Origin of the sequence: Kitasatospora xanthocidica (assembly GCF_014656195.1) — a bacterium.
Taxonomy (GTDB): Bacteria; Actinomycetota; Actinomycetes; order Streptomycetales; family Streptomycetaceae; genus Kitasatospora; species Kitasatospora xanthocidica.
Window position 1 is genome coordinate 35,930 of sequence record NZ_BNBY01000027.1, and the last position, 17,905, is coordinate 53,834.

Below are 17,905 nucleotides of genomic sequence, written 5' to 3' on the forward strand. Positions count from 1 at the left end.
CGGATACAGTCGCACGCCGGGGGCCCTGGCGAGCGACGAGGAGACCGGCCGCGTGCACCTGAAGAGTCTGACGCTGCGCGGGTTCAAGTCCTTCGCCTCCGCCACCACCCTGCGCTTCGAACCGGGCATCACCTGCGTGGTCGGCCCGAACGGCTCCGGCAAGTCGAACGTGGTCGACGCGCTGTCCTGGGTGATGGGCGAGCAGGGCGCCAAGTCGCTGCGCGGCGGCAAGATGGAGGACGTCATCTTCGCCGGGACCAGCGGGCGCGCCCCGCTCGGCCGCGCCGAGGTCAGCCTCACCATCGACAACACCGACGGCGCCCTGCCGATCGACTACGCCGAGGTGACCATCACCCGGACGATGTTCCGCAACGGCGGCAGCGAGTACGCGCTCAACGGCGAGACCTGCCGCCTGCTGGACATCCAGGAGCTGCTCTCCGACTCCGGCATCGGCCGGGAGATGCACGTCATCGTCGGGCAGGGACAGCTGGACTCCGTCCTGCACGCCGACCCGATGGGCCGGCGCGCCTTCATCGAGGAGGCGGCCGGCGTCCTCAAGCACCGCAAGCGCAAGGAGAAGGCGCTGCGGAAGCTGGACGCGATGCAGGCCAACCTCAACCGGGTCCAGGACCTGGTGGCCGAACTGCGCCGCCAACTCGGCCCGCTCGGCCGACAGGCCAGGATCGCCCGCCGGGCCGCCGGCATCCAGGCCGACCTGCGCGACGCCCGGCTGCGACTGCTCGCCGACGACCTGTCCACCCTGCGCCGGGCCGTCGAGGCCGAGGTCGCGGACGAGCTGGCGCTGCGGCTGCGCCGGACCACCGTCGAGCAGGAGCTGGCCCGCGCCGTCCAGCGCGAGCGTGTCCTGGAGGCCCAGGTCCAGCAGCTCGGCCCCGGCCTGGAGGCCGCCCGGCAGACCTGGTACCGGCTCTCCGCGCTCGCCGAGCGCACCCGCGGCACCATCGGACTGGCCGAGGCCAGGGCCCGGCACGCCGCCGCCGGCGGGCGGGTCGAGGAGCGCACCGGACGCGACCCCGAGCAGCTGGAGCAGGAGGCCGCCCGGGTCCGCGAGGAGGAGGCCGAACTGGCCGGGGCTCTGGAGGAGGCCCGGTACGCGCTGGCCGAGGCGGTCGAGCGCAAGGGCGGGCTGGAACGCGAACTGGCCGCCGAGGAACGCCGGCTGCGCGACGCCGCCCGGGCCATCGCCGACCGCAGGGAAGGGCTCGCCCGGCTGCAGGGACAGGCCGCCGCCGCCCGCTCCGAGGCCGCCGCCGCCCAGGCCGAGACCGGCCGGCTCGCCGAGGCCAGGGACGAGGCGCTGCTGCGCGCCGAGGCCGCGCGCGCCGAACTGGAGGAACTCCAGCAGCAGGTCGACGGCACGGCCGGGGACGACGAGCGGGCCGAGACCGGGTACCGGGAGGCGCGTGAGCGGCTGGCCGCCGTCGAACGGGAACTCACCGCCGCCCGGGAGGCGGCCGGCGCCGCCGAACGCGAACGGGCCGGGCTCACCGCGCGTCACGAGGCGCTCTCGCTCGGGCTGCGCCGCAAGGACGGCACCGGCGCGCTGCTCGCGGCGGGGGAGCGGCTGGACGGGCTGCTCGGCCCGGCGGCCGGGCTGCTGCGGATCGAGACCGGCCACGAGGTGCCGGTGGCGGCGGCGCTCGGGGCCGCGGCCGACGCGGTGGCCGTCGACTCGCCGACCGCCGCCGCCGGGGCGCTGCGACTGCTCCGGGCCGACGACGCCGGGCGGGCCGCCCTGCTGATCGCGGGCGCGGCCGACGGGCCCGGCGTGGCCGATGTGCCCGGTGCGGCGGGGGAGTTGCCGGACGGCGCCCGCTGGGCTGCCGAACTGGTGTACGGCCCCGCCGAGTTGCTCGCCGCCGTACGGCGCTTGCTGGCCGGGGTGGCGGTGGTCCCGGACCTGGACGCGGCGCTGCGGCTGGTCGCGGACCACCCCGGGCTGACCGCCGTCACCGCCGACGGGGACCGGCTGGGCGCCGGCTTCGCGCACGGCGGCGCCGGCGGCGCGCCGAGCCTGCTGGAGACCCAGGCCGCGGTCGACGAGACGGCCCGGGCGATCGGCGAACTCACCGACCGCTGCGCCGAGTCGGCCGAACGGCTGGCCGAACTCACCGAGCGGCGCCGGGAGTCGGCCGCCGAGGTCGAACGGCAAGGCGAGCGGCGACGGCAGGCGGAGCGGGAACGGGCCCAGGTCGCCGGCGCGCTCGGCCGCCTCGGCGGGCAGGCCCGGGCCGCCGTCGGCGAGGCCGAACGGCTGTCGGCCGCCGCCGCGCGGGCCGAGCAGGGCCTGGCCGCCGTGCTGACCGCCGCCGAGGAGGCGGCGCGCCGCCTGGCCCTGGCCGAGGAGTCGGCGGACGCCGGGGAGGACGAGCCGGACCCCGCCGAGCAGCAGCGGCTGGCGGAGGCCGCGAGCGCCGCCCGGCAGGCCGAACTGGAGGCCCGGCTCGCGGTGCGCACCCACGAGGAGCGGGTGCGCGCGCTGGCCGGGCGGGCGGACCAGCTGGACCGGGCCGCCCGCGCCGAGCGCGAGGCGCGCGCCCGCGCCGCCGAGCGCCGCCGGCGGGCCGAGCACGACGCCGGGGTGGCGAACGCCGTCGCGGCCGGCGCCCGGCAGCTGCTCGCCTGTCTGGAGGTGTCGCTGGCCCGCGCGGACGCCGGGCGGGCGGCCGTCGAACAGGCGCGCGGCGAACGCGAGCAGGAGCTGCGGGAGCACCGCGAGCACGGCCGCGGCCTCAAGGAGGAGCTGGACAAGCTGGTCGACGCCGGGCACCGGGACGAGGTGCTGCGGGCGGAGAAGCGGCTGCGGATCGAGCAGCTGGAGTCCCGCGCGCTGGAGGAGTTCGGCATCGACGGCGGCGAGCTGCTGGCCGGGTACGGGCCGGACCGGCCGGTCCCGCCCGCGACGCCGGAGGACGGCCAGGAGCCGGGGGAGCCGTACCCGTACGTCCGGGCCGAGCAGGAGAAGCGGCTGCGGGCCGCCGAGAAGGCGTACCAGCAGCTCGGCAAGGTCAACCCGCTGGCGCTGGAGGAGTTCGCCGCGCTGGAGGAGCGCCACAAGTTCCTCGGCGAGCAGCTGGACGACCTCAAGCGCGGCCGGCGCGACCTGCTGGACATCGTCCGGGACGTGGACCAGCGGGTCGAGCAGCTGTTCACCGCGGCGTACCACGACACCGCCGCGCAGTTCGAGGGCGTCTTCGCCCGGCTCTTCCCGGGCGGGGAGGGCCGGCTGGTGCTGACCGATCCGGACGACATGCTCGCCACCGGGGTCGAGGTGGAGGCCCGGCCGCCCGGCAAGAAGGTCAAGCGGCTGTCCCTGCTGTCCGGCGGCGAGCGCTCGCTGACCGCGGTGGCGCTGCTGGTCGCGATCTTCAAGGCCAGGCCCAGCCCGTTCTACGTGATGGACGAGGTGGAGGCGGCGCTGGACGAGACCAACCTGCGCCGGCTGGTCGGGATCATGGAGGAGCTGCGGGAGAGCTCCCAGCTGATCGTGATCACCCACCAGAAGCTGACCATGGAGTCCGCCGACGCCCTCTACGGCGTGACGATGAAGGGCGACGGCATCTCCCAGGTGATCAGCCAGCGGCTGCGGGACGCGGACCGGGCCCGGGGCAGGGAGCGGGACGGGGCCCGGGAGCGGCCGATGGGGGTGCGTACCGCACCGGTGTAGGGCGGCGGCGGTCCATCCGGGCTCCGGTCACGGATACTGGAGCGGATATGGAATACGTGATCCTTGCCGTAGTCATCGCCGTGGTCGCCGTCGGCGCGATCGCCGGCCTCGTCGTTTCCGGCAGACGACGCCAGCAGCTGCCCCCGAAGTCGCAGGCGCCGGTCATCACGGCGCCGAAGCCCACCCCGGCGGAACCCCAGGTCGGCGACGAGTCCGCGCCGCCGACCGAGGAACCCCGCCGCACCGTCGAGGAGGTGCAACTCCCGGCGGAGCCGGCGGCCCCCGAGGCCGTCGAGGCCGTCGAGGTCGAGCCCGCCGAGGCCGAGGCGGCCCCCGCCGTCGAGGTCCCCGAGCCCACCGCCGGCCGGCTGGTCCGGCTGCGCTCGCGGCTCTCCCGCTCGCAGAACTCGCTCGGCAAGGGCCTGCTCTCGCTGCTCTCGCGCGAGCACCTGGACGAGGACACCTGGGAGGAGATCGAGGAGACCCTGCTCACCGCCGACGTCGGCGTCACCCCCACCCAGGAACTGGTCGAGCGGCTGCGCACCCGGGTGAAGGTGCTCGGCACCCGTACGCCCGAGGAGCTGCGCGCGCTGCTGCGCGAGGAACTGGTCGAGCTGGTCGGCAAGGACTCCGACCGCGTCGTCCGCTCCACCAAGCACGAGGACGGCCCGGCCGTGGTCCTGGTCGTCGGCGTCAACGGCGTCGGCAAGACCACCACCACCGGCAAGCTGGCCCGCGTCCTGGTCGCCGACGGCCGCACGGTGGTCCTCGGCGCCGCCGACACCTTCCGTGCCGCCGCCGCGGACCAGCTGCAGACCTGGGGCGAGCGGGTCGGTGCGCGCACCGTGCGCGGCCCCGAGGGCGGGGACCCGGCCTCGATCGCCTTCGACGCGGTCAAGGAGGGCATCGCCGAGGGCGTCGACACCGTGCTGATCGACACCGCCGGCCGACTGCACACCAAGACCGGTCTGATGGACGAGCTGGGCAAGGTCAAGCGGGTCGTGGAGAAGCACGGCCCGGTGGACGAGGTGCTGCTGGTGCTGGACGCCACCACCGGCCAGAACGGCCTGATCCAGGCCCGGGTGTTCGCCGAGGTGGTCGACATCACCGGCATCGTGCTGACCAAGCTGGACGGCACCGCCAAGGGCGGCATCGTGGTCGCGGTCCAGCGCGAGCTGGGCGTGCCGGTCAAGCTGATCGGCCTGGGCGAGGGCGCCGACGACCTGGCGCCGTTCGAGCCGGGTGCGTTCGTGGACGCGCTGATCGGGGACTGAGGCTCCCCGCCGGCCTGGGCCGGGAAGGGTCCGCTCCGCTGGGGGCGGGCCCTTTCGCGTACCCGGGGCCGGATGGGCGGGCGACCGCGCCAAGGGCCGCCCGAGCCGCGTCACGGGTGGGACGGGGAACCCGACCCGAGCCGAGGGGTCAGAGCGCTTCGGAGGCGAGCGGGCGGATCAGGACGCGATCCAGGCCGGTTCGGCGGTGCGCTCGCGGCCGCGGTGGCAGGCGTACGCGAGGGTGCCGAGCAGCAGGCGGGCCTCGGGCGGGCAGCCGGCGTTGTCGCGGGTGGGGCGGCGCAGCCAGCGGACCGGGCCGAGGCCGCCGAGGACGGTGGGCGGGGCGGCGACGTAGCTGCCCTCGCCGTGGCAGGTGAGGTCGAGCGCGGCGTCGTCCCAGCCCATCCGGTAGAGCAGGTCGGGCAGGCGGCGGGCGGTGCCGGCGGCGACCAGGAACTGCAGCCGGCCGGTGGGTGCGGCGAGCACCGGGCCGACCTGGGTGCCCATCCGCTCCAGCCGGACCAGTGCCTGCAGGCCGGCCTGCTCGGGGACGTCCAGGACGTCGAAGGCGCGGCCGGTGGGGAACAGCACCGAGCCCTCGGCGCGACCGGCGCGGGCCCGGCCCTCGCCGCCCGGTACGGGGTGCAGGCCGGGCGCGGCGCAGCGGGCGGCGCCGCAGGGACAGCGGGTCGGGGCGGTGGCGCCGGCGGCCGGGGCTGCGGCGACGGGTGCTGCGGCGGCCGGGTCTCCGGTGGCGACCGCCCAGCCCCAGCGGCCGGTGTACTCCGCGGCGGCCTGGGACGCGGTGACCTTGGTGCGGCGGCGCGCGCCCAGCGGTGCCAGCCGCAGGTGCCCCAGTCGAAGTTCGCCGAACAGGTTGTCCATGCCTCCCCCAACAGGTTCTCGTTGCCGATGGTTACGGGACGGTGACTGTGTGTCGATTGTCAGGTGTGTGGTGCGTAGTGCGGTGGCGGCGCGCAGCGCGTGGTGTGCGCCTGTTCCGGTGGTGCGCCTCGGGCGCCGCCTTGTGGGGGCGGCGCGGATGCCGGATCGTCGTGTGCGCGAGGCTGTTGCCGCCCGGAGTGGGTGGTGAACTCGCTTGTGCCTGAGGTGAATTGCGGGTTCTGCCGGGCTCCCCGGGGTGAGCCCGGGGACTTGGCGGCCCGCATATGCCGGACCGCCGGGACTACCTAGTGAAGCGTGTGCCCCCTGACTTCGGTTCACTCCTGGGGGTGGCGAAAGGTGGCGTTTCGCCAGGGCCGCTCCCGCGGGCCCCTCGCGGGGCATTACGTTCAGGGCGCGGATGTCGTCGGTGATCCCGCTCCGGGCCGTCGGGGACCGGGAGTTGGGAATCTGACGGCTCGTCCGCGACGATGGCACACCAGTGCGAGGGCGCGGCACGGCACCACCTCAGGCACGGCACGCCTGGCAAGAGCCCGCAACCGTCGGGCGGTCACGATCGGGGGCCCCGCGAGGGGCCGGGCGGGATGGGACGTTCCCCATGGCAGAGAAGCAACCCAATGAGAAGCTGACCACGTGGTTCGCCCGCAGCGGCTGGTCCAAGGGTGAGCTGGCCCGGCAGGTGAACCGCCGGGCCCGGCAGATCGGCGCCCACCACGTGTCCACCGACACCTCCCGGGTGCGCCGCTGGCTCGACGGCGAGCAGCCCCGCGAGCCGATCCCCAAGATCATGTCGGAGCTCTTCTCCGAGCGCTTCGGCTCGGTCGTCTCGATCGAGGACCTCGGCCTGCGCGCCGCCATCCCGGTCTCCACCGTGGGCGGCGGGGTCGACCTGCCGTGGAGCGGCCCGCAGACCGTCCAGCTGATCAGTGACTACTCCCGCAGCGACCTGATGCTGAACCGCCGGGGCTTCCTCGGCACCTCGCTGGCGCTGACCGCCGGCGCCGCGCTGATCGAGCCGATGCAGCGCTGGCTGACCCCCGGCCCGACCGGCGTGCCCACCCCGATCCTGACCGCGGCCAACGGCGGCGAGGCGTTCACCGGTCGGCTCTCCGAACCCGAGCTCGAACTGCTGGAGCAGACCACGGTCATGTTCCGCCAGTGGGACGCGCAGAACGGCGGCGGGCTGCGCCGCAAGGCCGTCGTCGGCCAGCTGCACGAGGTCACCGACCTGCTCCAGGAGACGTACAGCGAGGACACCACCCGGCGGCTGTTCCGGCTCACCGCCGAACTCGCCCACCTGGCCGGCTGGATGTCGTACGACGTCGGGATGCACCCGAGCGCGCAGAAGTACTACGTGCTGGCCCTGCACGCGGCCAAGGAGGCCGGCGACCGCCCGTTCGGCGCGCTGATCCTGACCGACATGAGCCGCCAGATGATCCACCTCAACCGGGGCGAGGACGCCCTGGAGCTGATCCACCTGGCGCAGTACGGCAGCCGCGACACCGCCACCCCGCGCCAGCAGTCCCTGCTGTACGCGATGGAGGCGCGCGCCTACGCCACCATCGGCGAGATCAACCGCTGCGCCCGGGCGATCCGGCTGTCCGAGGACACCTTCACCGACATCCGCGAGGGGGACGAGGAGCCGGACTGGCTGAAGTTCTTCTCGCCGGCCGAGCTGAACGCGGAGAACGCGCACTCCTTCCGCGACCTCGCGTACCACTCCGACAACGCCCAGCTGTACGCCTCGCTGTCGGCGCCGGTGATGGAGCGTGCCGTCGACCTGTTCCGCCAGGACGGCGACCACGTGCGCTCGTACGCCTTCAACCTGATCGGCATGGCCAGCGTGCACCTGCTGCAGCGGGAGGCCGAGCAGGCGGCGGTGATGGCCGAGCAGGCGGTGGACATCGCGACCAAGGTGCGCTCGGAGCGGCTGAACTCCCGGGTGCGCAAGACCACGGAGGCCGCCGCGGCCCGGTTCAAGGGCGTGGACGCGGTGAGCCGGCTCAAGGAGCGGGTGGTTCAGGACATCCCGGAGTACGTCTCGGTGGTCTGACCGCCGCTCCCACCTGACTCCACCGACCGTGGCGGCCGCCGCCGTCACGGTCGGTGGCTCTTTCGCGCCCGGGCTCGGCCGGTTTCGCGTCTGCGGCCGTCCGGGGTGTCCGGAGCCGTCCCGTGCGGCGGCACGGTAGCCCGTCCGGGTGGTCCGGAGGCCCCGGTTCACGTGGCCGTAACCCGTGCGTCGCACGCGTCACGGCCGCGAAACAACCGGCCGCACTGGCCGAAACCAGCCTTCGGCACGCTCCTCCTCATCGCCGACACCCCGGAGTGGCACGGGACAGGACCCCGGGTGCGGATCGGCTTGAACGCAGAGGAGACGCCGATGCCGGACGGCTTCAGCGCGGGCGACACCGCCTTCGTGCTCATCAGTGCGGCCCTGGTCATGGTGATGACCCCGGGCCTGGCCTTCTTCTACGGGGGCATGGTCAGGGCCAAGAGCACACTGAACATGCTGGCGATGAGTTTCCTCTCGCTCGGCATCGTCAGCGTGCTCTGGGTCCTCTACGGGTACTCGCTCAGCTTCGGGCCCGACGCCTTCGGCGGACTGATCGGCAACCTGGACTTCCTCGGGATGCGCGGCATCGGCCTGAACGAGCTGAGCGGGACCATCCCGGTCACCGCCTTCGCGATCTTCCAGCTGATGTTCGCGATCATCACACCGGCGCTGATCAGCGGCGCCATCGCGGACCGGGCCAAGTTCGCCGCCTGGGGCCTGTTCATCGCGCTCTGGGTGACGGTCGTCTACTTCCCGGTCGCGCACTGGGTCTTCTTCTTCGACGGCGGCAACGGCGGCTGGCTGGGCGACCGCAACGGCGTGATCGACTTCGCCGGCGGCACGGCCGTGCACATCAACGCCGGTGTCGCGGGCCTCGCGCTCTGCCTGGTGCTGGGCAAGCGGGTCGGCTTCAAGAAGGACCCGATGCGCCCGCACAGCCTGCCGCTGGTGATGCTCGGCTCCGGGCTGCTGTGGTTCGGCTGGTTCGGCTTCAACGCGGGCTCGGCGCTGGCCGCCAACGGCGTCGCCGCGATGGCGATGGTCAACACCCAGGTCGCCACCGGTGCGGCGCTGGTCGGCTGGCTGATCTACGAGAAGCTGAAGCACGGCGCGTTCACCACGCTGGGCGCCGCCTCCGGCGCGGTGGCCGGACTGGTCGCGATCACCCCGGCCTGCGGCTCGGTCAGCCCGCTCGGCGCGGTGGCGATCGGCCTGGTCGCCGGCGCGGTCTGCGCCGCCGCCGTCTCGCTGAAGTACCGCTGGGGCTTCGACGACTCGCTCGACGTGGTGGGCGTGCACGCGGTGGGCGGGGCGATCGGCTCGCTGCTGGTCGGCGTCTTCGCCACCGGCGGGGTCGGCCAGACCGCCAAGGGCCTGTTCTACGGCGGCGGGCTCGGGCAGCTCGGCAAGCAGGCGATGGGCGTGGCCGTGGTCGCGGCGTACTCCTTCGTCCTCTCCTGGCTGCTGGCCAAGGCGGTGGACAAGCTGGTCGGCTTCCGGGTCGCCGAGGAGGTCGAGGTGGCCGGCATCGACCAGGCCGAACACGCCGAGTCCGCCTACGATTTCAGCGCCGTCGGCGCGGGACTGGCGCGGGCCCTCCCGGGCCTGGCCACGGCCGCCGCACCGGGCGGTCCGTCCGCCGAGAAGCCCACCGAGAAGGCCGCCGGAAAGGCCGCCGAGAAGACCGAGGTCGACGCCTGATGAAGCTCATCACCGCCGTGATCAAGCCGTACCGCCTGGACGAGGTGAAGGCCGCCCTGCAGGCCTTCGGGGTCCACGGCCTGACCGTCACCGAGGCCAGCGGCTACGGCCGCCAGCGCGGCCACACCGAGGTGTACCGCGGCGCCGAGTACACCGTGGACCTGGTGCCGAAGGTCAGGATCGAGGTCCTGGTCGAGGACGAGGACGCCGACGACCTGATCGAGGTCCTGGTGAAGGCCGCCCGGACCGGGAAGATCGGCGACGGCAAGGTCTGGAGCGTCCCGGTCGACACCGCCGTACGGGTCCGCACCGGAGAGCGCGGACCGGACGCCCTGTAGGCCCGGATGCCCCTGTAGCCCCCACCGTCGGCGGGCCCGCCACCCCCTTGGGGACGCGGGCCCGCCGAACGGCGTACCCCCGCCCGGCCGAACCGCGGCGCACGCAATCCCGGCGCACCGCGGGACGGTCCGGCCGCACGACGGACGGGACCCCGCGCATGACCACCGAGACCAGGCCTTCCGACCCCGCCGACCCCACCGCCGCCCGGGCCGCGCTGATCGCCGACCCCGGCCCGGTCGGCCGCCCGCGCCGCGAGGCGCTCGCCCGGGCCACCGACGACTGGCTGGCAGGCCTGCTCCAGGCCGCCGGCGCCCCGCCCAAGGTCGCGCTGGTCGCCGTCGGCGGCTACGGGCGCGGCGAGCTGTCGCCGCGCAGCGACCTGGACGTGCTGCTGCTGCACGACGGTCCGATCGCCCGCGAGCTGCCCGAGCGGATCTGGTACCCGGTCTGGGACGCGGGCGCCAAGCTCGACCACTCGGTGCGCACCGTCGCCGAGGCCCGGGCGGTCGCCGCCGCCGACCTCAAGGCGCAGCTCGGCCTGCTGGACGCCCGCCACCTCGCCGGGGACCCGGCGCTCACCGCCGAGCTGCGCTCCGCGGTGTTCACCGACTGGCGCGCGAGCGCCCCCGCGCGCCTGCCCGAACTGCGCGAGCTGGGCCGCGAGCGGGCCGAACGGCACGGCGAGCTGTCCTTCCTGCTGGAACCCGACCTCAAGGAGGCCCGCGGCGGCCTGCGCGACGTGGTCGCGCTCAACGCCGTCGCCGCCACCTGGCTGGCCGACGCGCCCCGCGACGGCCTGGACGCCGCCGCGCTGCGGCTCGCGGACGTGCGCGACGCCCTGCACCTGGTGACCGGCCGGGCCACCGAGCGGCTCAGCCTGCAGGACCAGGACCAGGTCGCCGAGCGGCTCGGGGTGCTGGACGCCGACAGCCTGCTGCGCCAGGTCTACGAGGCCGCCCGCACCATCGCCTACGCCGGTGACGTCACCTGGCGGGCGGTGGACCGGGTGCTCGCCGACCGGGCCGGCCGGGGCCGCCGGGCGGTCCGGCGGGCGTTCCCGTTCACCGCGCCGTTCACCGGTGCCGGGCGCGGCGCGGGCGCGGTGGCCCGGGGCGCGGTCGAGCGCCGCCCGCTCGCCGACGGCGTGGTCGAGCAGGACGGCGAGGCGGTGCTGGCCCAGGGCGCCCGCCCGGCGGCCGACCCGGTGCTGCCGCTGCGCGCCGCGGCCGCCGCCGCGCAGAACGGGCTGACCGTCTCGTACGCGACGGTGCGCCGACTGGCCGCCGAGTGCCGGCCGCTGCCGGTGCCCTGGCCGGACGAGGCGCGCGAGCAGCTGGTCACCCTGCTGGGCGCGGGGGAGGCGGCCGTCCCGGTCTGGGAGGCGATGGAGGCGGAGGGGCTGGTCACCCGGCTGCTCCCGGACTGGGAGCGGGTGCGCTGCCGTCCGCAGCGCAACGCCGTGCACCGCTGGACGGTGGACCGGCACCTGGTGGAGACGGCGGTGCGGGCCGCCGCGATGACCCGCCGGGTGGCCCGGCCGGACCTCCTGCTGGTCGCCGCGCTGCTGCACGACATCGGCAAGGGCTGGCCCGGGGACCACAGCGAGGCCGGCGAGGTGATCGTCCGCGACCTCGCGCCCCGGATGGGCTTCGGACCGGACGACACCCGGACCCTGGCGGTGCTGGTCCGCCACCACCTGACGCTGGTCGACACCGCGACCCGCCGCGACCCGGACGACCCGGCCACCGTCGAGACGATCATCAAGGCGGTCACCACCCTGCCGGAGCTGGAGCTGCTGCACGCGCTCACCGAGGCGGACGCGCTGGCCACCGGCCCGGCCGCGTGGAGCGGCTGGCGGGCCTCGCTGGTGGACGGCCTGGTGGCCCGGGCGGCCGACCGGCTGGCCGGGGCGGGCACCGCGCCGGTCGAGGCGGCGCCGACCGCCGAGCAGGAGCGGCTGGCGATCGAGGCCGCCCGCACCGGCGAGCCGGCCCTCTCGCTGCGGGCCCAGGCCGGCGGAGCGGACCCGGGCGCCGAGGCGATGGGTGTCGAGCCGATGGGCGTCGAGCTGACCGTGGCCGTCCCCGACCGTCCCGGGCTGCTGGGCACCGCCGCCGGGGTGCTCGCGCTGCACCGGCTGGCCGTCCGCTCGGCCGGGCTGCGCGAGCTGGACCCGATCGGCGCCGGGCCGGTGCTGCTGCTGTCCTGGCGGGTGGCCGCCGAGTTCGGCGAACTGCCGGAGGCGGCCCGGCTGCGGGCGGACCTGCGCCGGGCCCTGGACGGCTCGCTGGACGTGGCGCGGCGCCTCGCCGAGCGGGACGCCGCCGCCCCGCGCCGTAAGGGCATCCCGACCCCGCCGCCGGTGGTCGCGGTGGCGCCCGCGGTGGCCTCGGCGACCGCGACCGTGCTGGAGGTCCGGGCGCACGACGCCCCCGGGCTGCTGCACCGGATCGGCCGGGCGCTGGACGGGGCCGGCGTACGGGTGCGCACCGCGCACGTCTCCACGCTGGGCGCGGACGCCGTCGACTCCTTCTACCTGACCGACGGGGAGGGCCGTCCGCTCACCGCCGGGCGGGCCGGGGAGGTGGCGGCGGCGGTCCGGGCGGCACTGGGCTGAGGAACGGCCGCTGAGGTCTCCGGTACCGGGGGTGGAGACCGTACCCGGGGCGGCCGGATACCCTGGGGACGACGACCGAACCGATACCGATGCCGTAGAGGACCCGCGACGACGTGTTCGACACCCTTTCCGATCGCCTCGCAGCGACGTTCAAGAACCTCCGGGGCAAGGGCCGCCTGAGCGAGGCGGACATCGACGCCACCGCCCGCGAGATCCGCATCGCGCTGCTGGAGGCGGACGTCGCGCTGCCGGTCGTCCGGGCCTTCATCAAGCAGGTCAAGGAGCGGGCGCTCGGTGTCGAGGTCTCCGGCGCGCTGAACCCGGCGCAGCAGATCATCAAGATCGTCAACGAGGAGCTCATCGCGATCCTCGGTGGCGAGACCCGCCGGGTGCGGTTCGCCAAGAACGGCCCGACGGTCATCATGCTCGCCGGTCTGCAGGGTGCCGGTAAGACCACCCTCGCGGGCAAGCTCGGCCACTGGCTGAAGAGCCAGAAGCACACCCCGCTGCTGGTCGCCTGCGACCTCCAGCGCCCCAACGCGGTCAACCAGCTCCAGGTCGTCGCCGAGCGCGCCGGCGTGGCCTTCTACGGCCCGCAGCCGGGCAACGGCGTCGGCGACCCGGTGCGGGTGGCCGAGGACTCGATCGAGTACGCCAAGCAGAAGCAGTACGACGTCGTCATCGTCGACACCGCCGGCCGCCTGGGCATCGACGCCGAGCTGATGCAGCAGGCCGCCGACATCCGCGCCGCGGTGAACCCGGACGAGGTCCTGTTCGTCGTCGACGCGATGATCGGCCAGGACGCGGTCACCACCGCGCAGGCCTTCCTCGAGGGCGTGGACTTCACCGGTGTCGTGCTCTCCAAGCTCGACGGCGACGCCCGCGGTGGTGCCGCCCTGTCGGTCGCGCACGTCACCGGCCGCCAGATCATGTTCGCCTCCAACGGCGAGAAGGTCGACGACTTCGACGCCTTCCACCCGGACCGGATGGCCTCGCGCATCCTCGGCATGGGTGACGTCCTCTCGCTGATCGAGAAGGCCGAGCAGACCTTCTCGCAGGCCGAGGCGGAGAAGATCGCCGCCAAGCTGCGCGGCGGCCCGAAGGCCTTCACGCTGGACGACTTCCTGTCGCAGCTGGAGCAGGTCCAGAAGATGGGCTCGATCTCCAAGCTGCTCGGCATGCTGCCCGGCATGGGCCAGATCCGGGACCAGATCAACAACATCGACGACAAGGACGTCAACCGGGTCGGCGCGATCATCAAGTCGATGACCCCGGCCGAGCGGGCCGAGCCGGAGCTGATCAACGGCTCCCGCCGGGCCCGCATCGCCAAGGGTTCGGGCGTCCAGGTCGGCGAGGTGAAGAACCTGGTCGAGCGGTTCTTCGACGCCCGCAAGATGATGTCCGCGATGGCCTCCGGCAAGGGCATGCCCGGCATGCCGGGGATCCCGGGCATGGGCGGCGGCGCGAAGAAGTCCGGCAAGAAGGCCCCGCAGGCCAAGGGCAAGCGCAAGAGCGGCAACCCGCTGAAGCGGGCGCAGGAGGAGGCCGCGGCCGCCGAGCGCCGCGCGCTCGGCCCGGGCGCGGGCCAGGGCCCGGCGGACGGCGGGGCGTTCGGCCTCGGCGCGGGCAAGGGCCCGGCCGACTTCGAGCTGCCCAAGGAGTTCAAGGACCTGCTGTAGTCCTTGTGTGCCTGTGGGTGTCCGCGCGCGGTCGTTCGCGGCTCCTTCGGGAGAGGTCTTGATCGATTCCGATCGGCCCGTCGTCCGGTGTTTCCGGGCGGCGGGCCGATCGCGTGTCCGATGATGGGGGCATGCGAGTGATGATCAGGGCCCCGAGGGCCGAGGACACGGTTGCGTACGCCGAGGCGGTCCGCCGGTCCGCCGAGCACATCGGGCGGTGGAACCCGGTCGAGCCGGACGGGCTGCCCGAGCTGCTGGAGCGCCAGGGGGCGGGCCTGCGCACCTTCCTGATCGTCGACCGGGAGAGCGCCGGGCTGGTCGGCAAGGTGAACGTCGCCAACATCGTGCTGGGCCGCTTCTGCAACGCGACCCTGGGCTACGACTCCTACCTGCCGTTCGCCGGCACCGGGCGGATGACCGAGGGCATGCGGCTGGTCCTGGACCGCTGCTTCGCCCCGCACTCGGGCGGCGGGCTGGGGCTGCACCGGCTGGAGATCAACGTGCAGCCGGACAACGAGCGCTCGGTCGCGATGGCCAAGCGGCTGGGCTTCCGGCACGAGGGCTTCTCGCCGCGGATGCTGTTCCTGCAGGGCGACTGGCGCGACCACGAGCGGTTCGCGCTGACCGCCGAGGAGTGGCCCGGCGCCTCGGCATAGCCGCTGGTGGGGGAGGTGGCAGGGTCTCTGGTGGGGACGGTCGGCGGGGCCGTACGGGCGCCCGGGCGCGGCGTTGCGGTTGGCCCGCCCGAGCACCTGTCCGTATCGTCCGATGGGTGACCGAACCCGTGCCGCCGCGTCAGACCCCCGACCAGCCCTGGCGTTCCGAGGGAGCCCCGCCTCCGCCACCGCCCCGCCGTCGGATGCCCGGCGGCTGGACCGGCCTCGTCCTCACCGCCCTCGTGGTGTTCCTGATCTCCGACGTCCTGCTGTCGTTCTTCGGCAACGAGGGCGCCACCACGATCTCGTACACCGAGTTCAACAACCAGCTGAACAAGGGCAACATCACCAAGATCTACTCCAAGGGCGACGCGATCGAGGGCACCCTCAAGAGCGCGCAGCCCAAGCCGGACGGCGGCAAGGGCGACTACACCGAGTTCGACACCCAGCGCCCCTCCTTCGCGGGCGACAACCTGTGGAGCACGCTGCAGCAGCAGGGCGTGGAGGTCACCGCCACCTCGCCGGTCCAGCAGCGCAGCTTCCTCACCAACCTGCTGCTGTCGCTCGCCCCGATGCTGCTGCTGGTCTTCATCTGGGTGCTGCTCGCCCGCCGGATGGCCGGGGGCCTCGGCGGCGGGCCGCTGGGGCGCAAGGCGCCGCCCAAGCCGGTCGCCGCCGACCAGGGCAAGCGCACCACCTTCGCCGACGTGGCCGGCATCGACGAGGTCGAGGCCGAACTCACGGAGGTGGTCGACTACTTGAAGAACCCCGACCGCTACCGCCGGCTCGGCGCCAAGATGCCGCGCGGAGTCCTGCTGAGCGGACCACCCGGAACGGGCAAGACCCTGCTGGCCCGGGCCGTGGCCGGCGAGGCGGACGTGCCGTTCTTCTCGGCCTCCGCCTCCGAGTTCATCGAGATGATCGTCGGCGTCGGCGCCAGCCGGGTCCGCGAACTGTTCGCGGAGGCCCGCAAGGTCGCCCCCGCGATCATCTTCATCGACGAGATCGACACCATCGGACGCCAGCGCGGCGCGGGCGGCGGCATGGGCGGGCACGACGAGCGCGAGCAGACGCTCAACCAGATCCTCACCGAGATGGACGGCTTCTCCGGCTCCGAGGGCGTCATCGTGATCGCCGCGACCAACCGGGCGGACGTGCTCGACCCGGCGCTGCTGCGCCCCGGCCGCTTCGACCGGCGGATCACCGTCAGCCCGCCCGACCGGGACGGCCGCGCCGCGATCCTGCGCATCCACACCCGCACCGTCCCGCTGGCCGGCGACACCGACCTCCGGCAGCTGGCCAAGGTCACCCCCGGGATGACCGGCGCCGAACTCGCCAACCTGGTCAACGAGGCCGCCCTGCTGGCCGTCAAGCGCGAGCAGGACGCGGTCAACGAGCGGGACCTCTCGGACGCCCTGGAGAAGGTCCAACTGGGCGCCGTACGACCGCTGGTGATGCCGCAGGAGGAGCGCGAGCGGACGGCGTACCACGAGAGCGGGCACGCGCTGCTGGGCATGCTGCAGCCGGGCGCGGACCCGGTGCGCAAGATCACCATCGTGCCGCGCGGCCGGGCGCTCGGCGTCACCCTCTCCACCCCCGAGAACGACCGCTACTCGTACACCGAGCCGTACCTGCGCGGCCGGATCATCGGCGCGCTCGGCGGCATGGCGGCCGAGCAGGTGGTCTACGGGGTGATCACCACCGGCGCGGAGAGCGACCTGGAGCAGGTCACCAACATCGCCCGCGGGATGGCCGGACGCTGGGGCATGAGCGAGCGGGTCGGCCGGCTCACCGCGGTGCCCTCCGACCCGCAGGGCGCGTACGGGCTCTCCGCCGCGCCGACCACCCTGGACGCGGTGGACGAGGAGGCCCGGCGGATCGTCTCCGAGTGCTACGACGAGGCGGTGAGGCTGCTGACCGAGCAGCGGCACCGGCTGGACGCTCTGGCGGCGGCGCTGCTGGAGGCGGAGACGCTGGACGAGGAGCAGGCCTACCGCGCGGCGGGCGTGCCGCGGGAGGGGGCCGGGGAGGGCTCGGCCGGGGCCGAGGGGGCCGTCGGGGCCGAAGGGGCCGAAGGGGCTGAGGAGGCTGATGGGGCTGGCGGGTCCGAGGGGCCGTCCGGGGCCGGCGGGAAGTCGCTCGATCAGGCGTGAAGCCGGGCATTCGAGCCGGGCATTCGAGCTGGGCATTCGAGCCGGGCATTCGAGCCGGGCGTGAGACCGGTGCCGGGGGCGCTCGCCGAGATGGCGGGCGCCCCCGGTTTCGCGCGTCGTCCTCAGGCCCCCCGGCTCGGCCGTTCGGCGACCAGGTAGCGGAACACGTTCTCCATCCGTACCGAGCCGTCCGCGCGCAGGAACGGCTGCAGCGCCTCCTCCAGCTCCTTGGCCACCAGCGAGGCGCCGGAGAACTCCTCGGCCGCCTCGAACAGGCCGGTGGAGAGCAGGCCGCGCACCGCGCTGTCCAGGTCCGGGTAGGCGAACGGGCAGCCCACCCGGCCGCTGCCGGCCGGGCGCAGGCCGGCCGGGGCGAGCAGGTCCTCCAGCGTCCCGGGCGCGCTCAGCTCGAACGGGTCGCGCGCGGTGGTGCGGCCCGCCATCCGCCGGGCCACGTCCAGCACCGGGGCGCTCTCGCAGCGCTCCGGCGGGCCCCAGGCGGCGAGCACCACGTGCCCGCCAGGAAGCACGTGCCGGGCGGCCTCGGCCACCACCGTGCCGGGCTCGGCGGCACCCGGCAGCTGCTCGAAAACCGTCACCAGCGAATGGGCCGGGTGGGGGACGGCGGCGGCCGTCCTGGCCCCGGCGCACACCCGAAGCCGCCGTCCGCGGGCCAGCTCGCGCAGCTCCTCGCGCGGCTCCTGCCCGGAGACCTGGGCGCCCCGGCCGGCCGCGAGCAGCAGGGCCAGTCCGGCCCGGCAGCCCAGGCCCAGCACGCTGCTCGCCGGGCCGACCTCCAGCCGGTCGTAGACCGCCTCGTAGAGCGGTACCAGCATGCG

The 17,905-nt window shown here is 74.6% G+C and carries 11 protein-coding genes; 9 read left to right on the top strand and 2 right to left on the bottom strand.

The annotated features are described in order from the left end of the window. Window positions 1–52 precede the first annotated feature (52 nt). Window positions 53–3,688, top strand: a complete 3,636-nt coding sequence (gene smc / locus IE332_RS32525) for a chromosome segregation protein SMC (protein WP_189923516.1) — start codon at window positions 53–55, stop codon at window positions 3,686–3,688. Between the two features lie 47 nt (window positions 3,689–3,735). Next, complete coding sequence (ftsY, locus tag IE332_RS32530) at window positions 3,736–4,962, top strand: signal recognition particle-docking protein FtsY (RefSeq protein WP_189923518.1); 1,227 nt, start codon at window positions 3,736–3,738, stop codon at window positions 4,960–4,962. 177 nt (window positions 4,963–5,139) lie between these two features. On the opposite strand, the gene IE332_RS32535 is transcribed toward ftsY, so the two are convergent. Beyond that, window positions 5,140–5,847, bottom strand: coding sequence for a bifunctional DNA primase/polymerase (locus IE332_RS32535; RefSeq protein WP_189923520.1), 708 nt, complete (start codon window positions 5,845–5,847; stop codon window positions 5,140–5,142). Window positions 5,848–6,463: 616 nt separating this feature from the next. On the opposite strand from IE332_RS32535, the gene nsdA reads away from it, so the two are divergent. The 7 genes from nsdA (at window position 6,464) to ftsH (ending at window position 17,066) form a co-directional block, all read left to right on the top strand. After that, a complete protein-coding gene (gene nsdA, locus IE332_RS32540; RefSeq protein ID WP_189923523.1) occupies window positions 6,464–7,918 on the top strand; it encodes a transcriptional repressor NsdA in 1,455 nt (484 codons plus the stop codon). 330 nt (window positions 7,919–8,248) lie between these two features. Continuing rightward, the gene (locus IE332_RS32545; protein WP_189923525.1) at window positions 8,249–9,622 is read left to right on the top strand and encodes an ammonium transporter; all 1,374 of its coding nucleotides are present in this window, start codon (window positions 8,249–8,251) and stop codon (window positions 9,620–9,622) included. Further along, entirely contained in the window at window positions 9,622–9,960 is a 339-nt protein-coding gene (locus IE332_RS32550) for a P-II family nitrogen regulator (protein ID WP_045700226.1), read from the top strand. The genes IE332_RS32545 and IE332_RS32550 overlap by 1 nt, the downstream gene beginning before the upstream one ends. 158 nt (window positions 9,961–10,118) lie before the next feature. Then, window positions 10,119–12,578: a [protein-PII] uridylyltransferase gene (locus IE332_RS32555; protein ID WP_189923527.1), complete on the top strand. Its 2,460-nt coding sequence runs from the start codon at window positions 10,119–10,121 to the stop codon at window positions 12,576–12,578. Between the two features lie 113 nt (window positions 12,579–12,691). Beyond that, window positions 12,692–14,257: a signal recognition particle protein gene (gene ffh / locus IE332_RS32560; protein ID WP_189923529.1), complete on the top strand. Its 1,566-nt coding sequence runs from the start codon at window positions 12,692–12,694 to the stop codon at window positions 14,255–14,257. Window positions 14,258–14,388: 131 nt separating this feature from the next. Continuing rightward, a complete protein-coding gene (locus IE332_RS32565) occupies window positions 14,389–14,913 on the top strand; it encodes a GNAT family N-acetyltransferase (RefSeq protein ID WP_189923531.1) in 525 nt (174 codons plus the stop codon). A gap of 116 nt (window positions 14,914–15,029) precedes the next feature. Next, window positions 15,030–17,066 (top strand): ATP-dependent zinc metalloprotease FtsH, encoded by a 2,037-nt coding sequence (ftsH, locus tag IE332_RS32570; RefSeq protein WP_189923533.1) that lies wholly within the window; start codon window positions 15,030–15,032, stop codon window positions 17,064–17,066. Between the two features lie 122 nt (window positions 17,067–17,188). On the opposite strand, the gene IE332_RS32575 is transcribed toward ftsH, so the two are convergent. Beyond that, window positions 17,189–17,902: a class I SAM-dependent methyltransferase gene (locus IE332_RS32575; RefSeq protein ID WP_229929090.1), complete on the bottom strand. Its 714-nt coding sequence runs from the start codon at window positions 17,900–17,902 to the stop codon at window positions 17,189–17,191. Window positions 17,903–17,905: the final 3 nt, after the last annotated feature.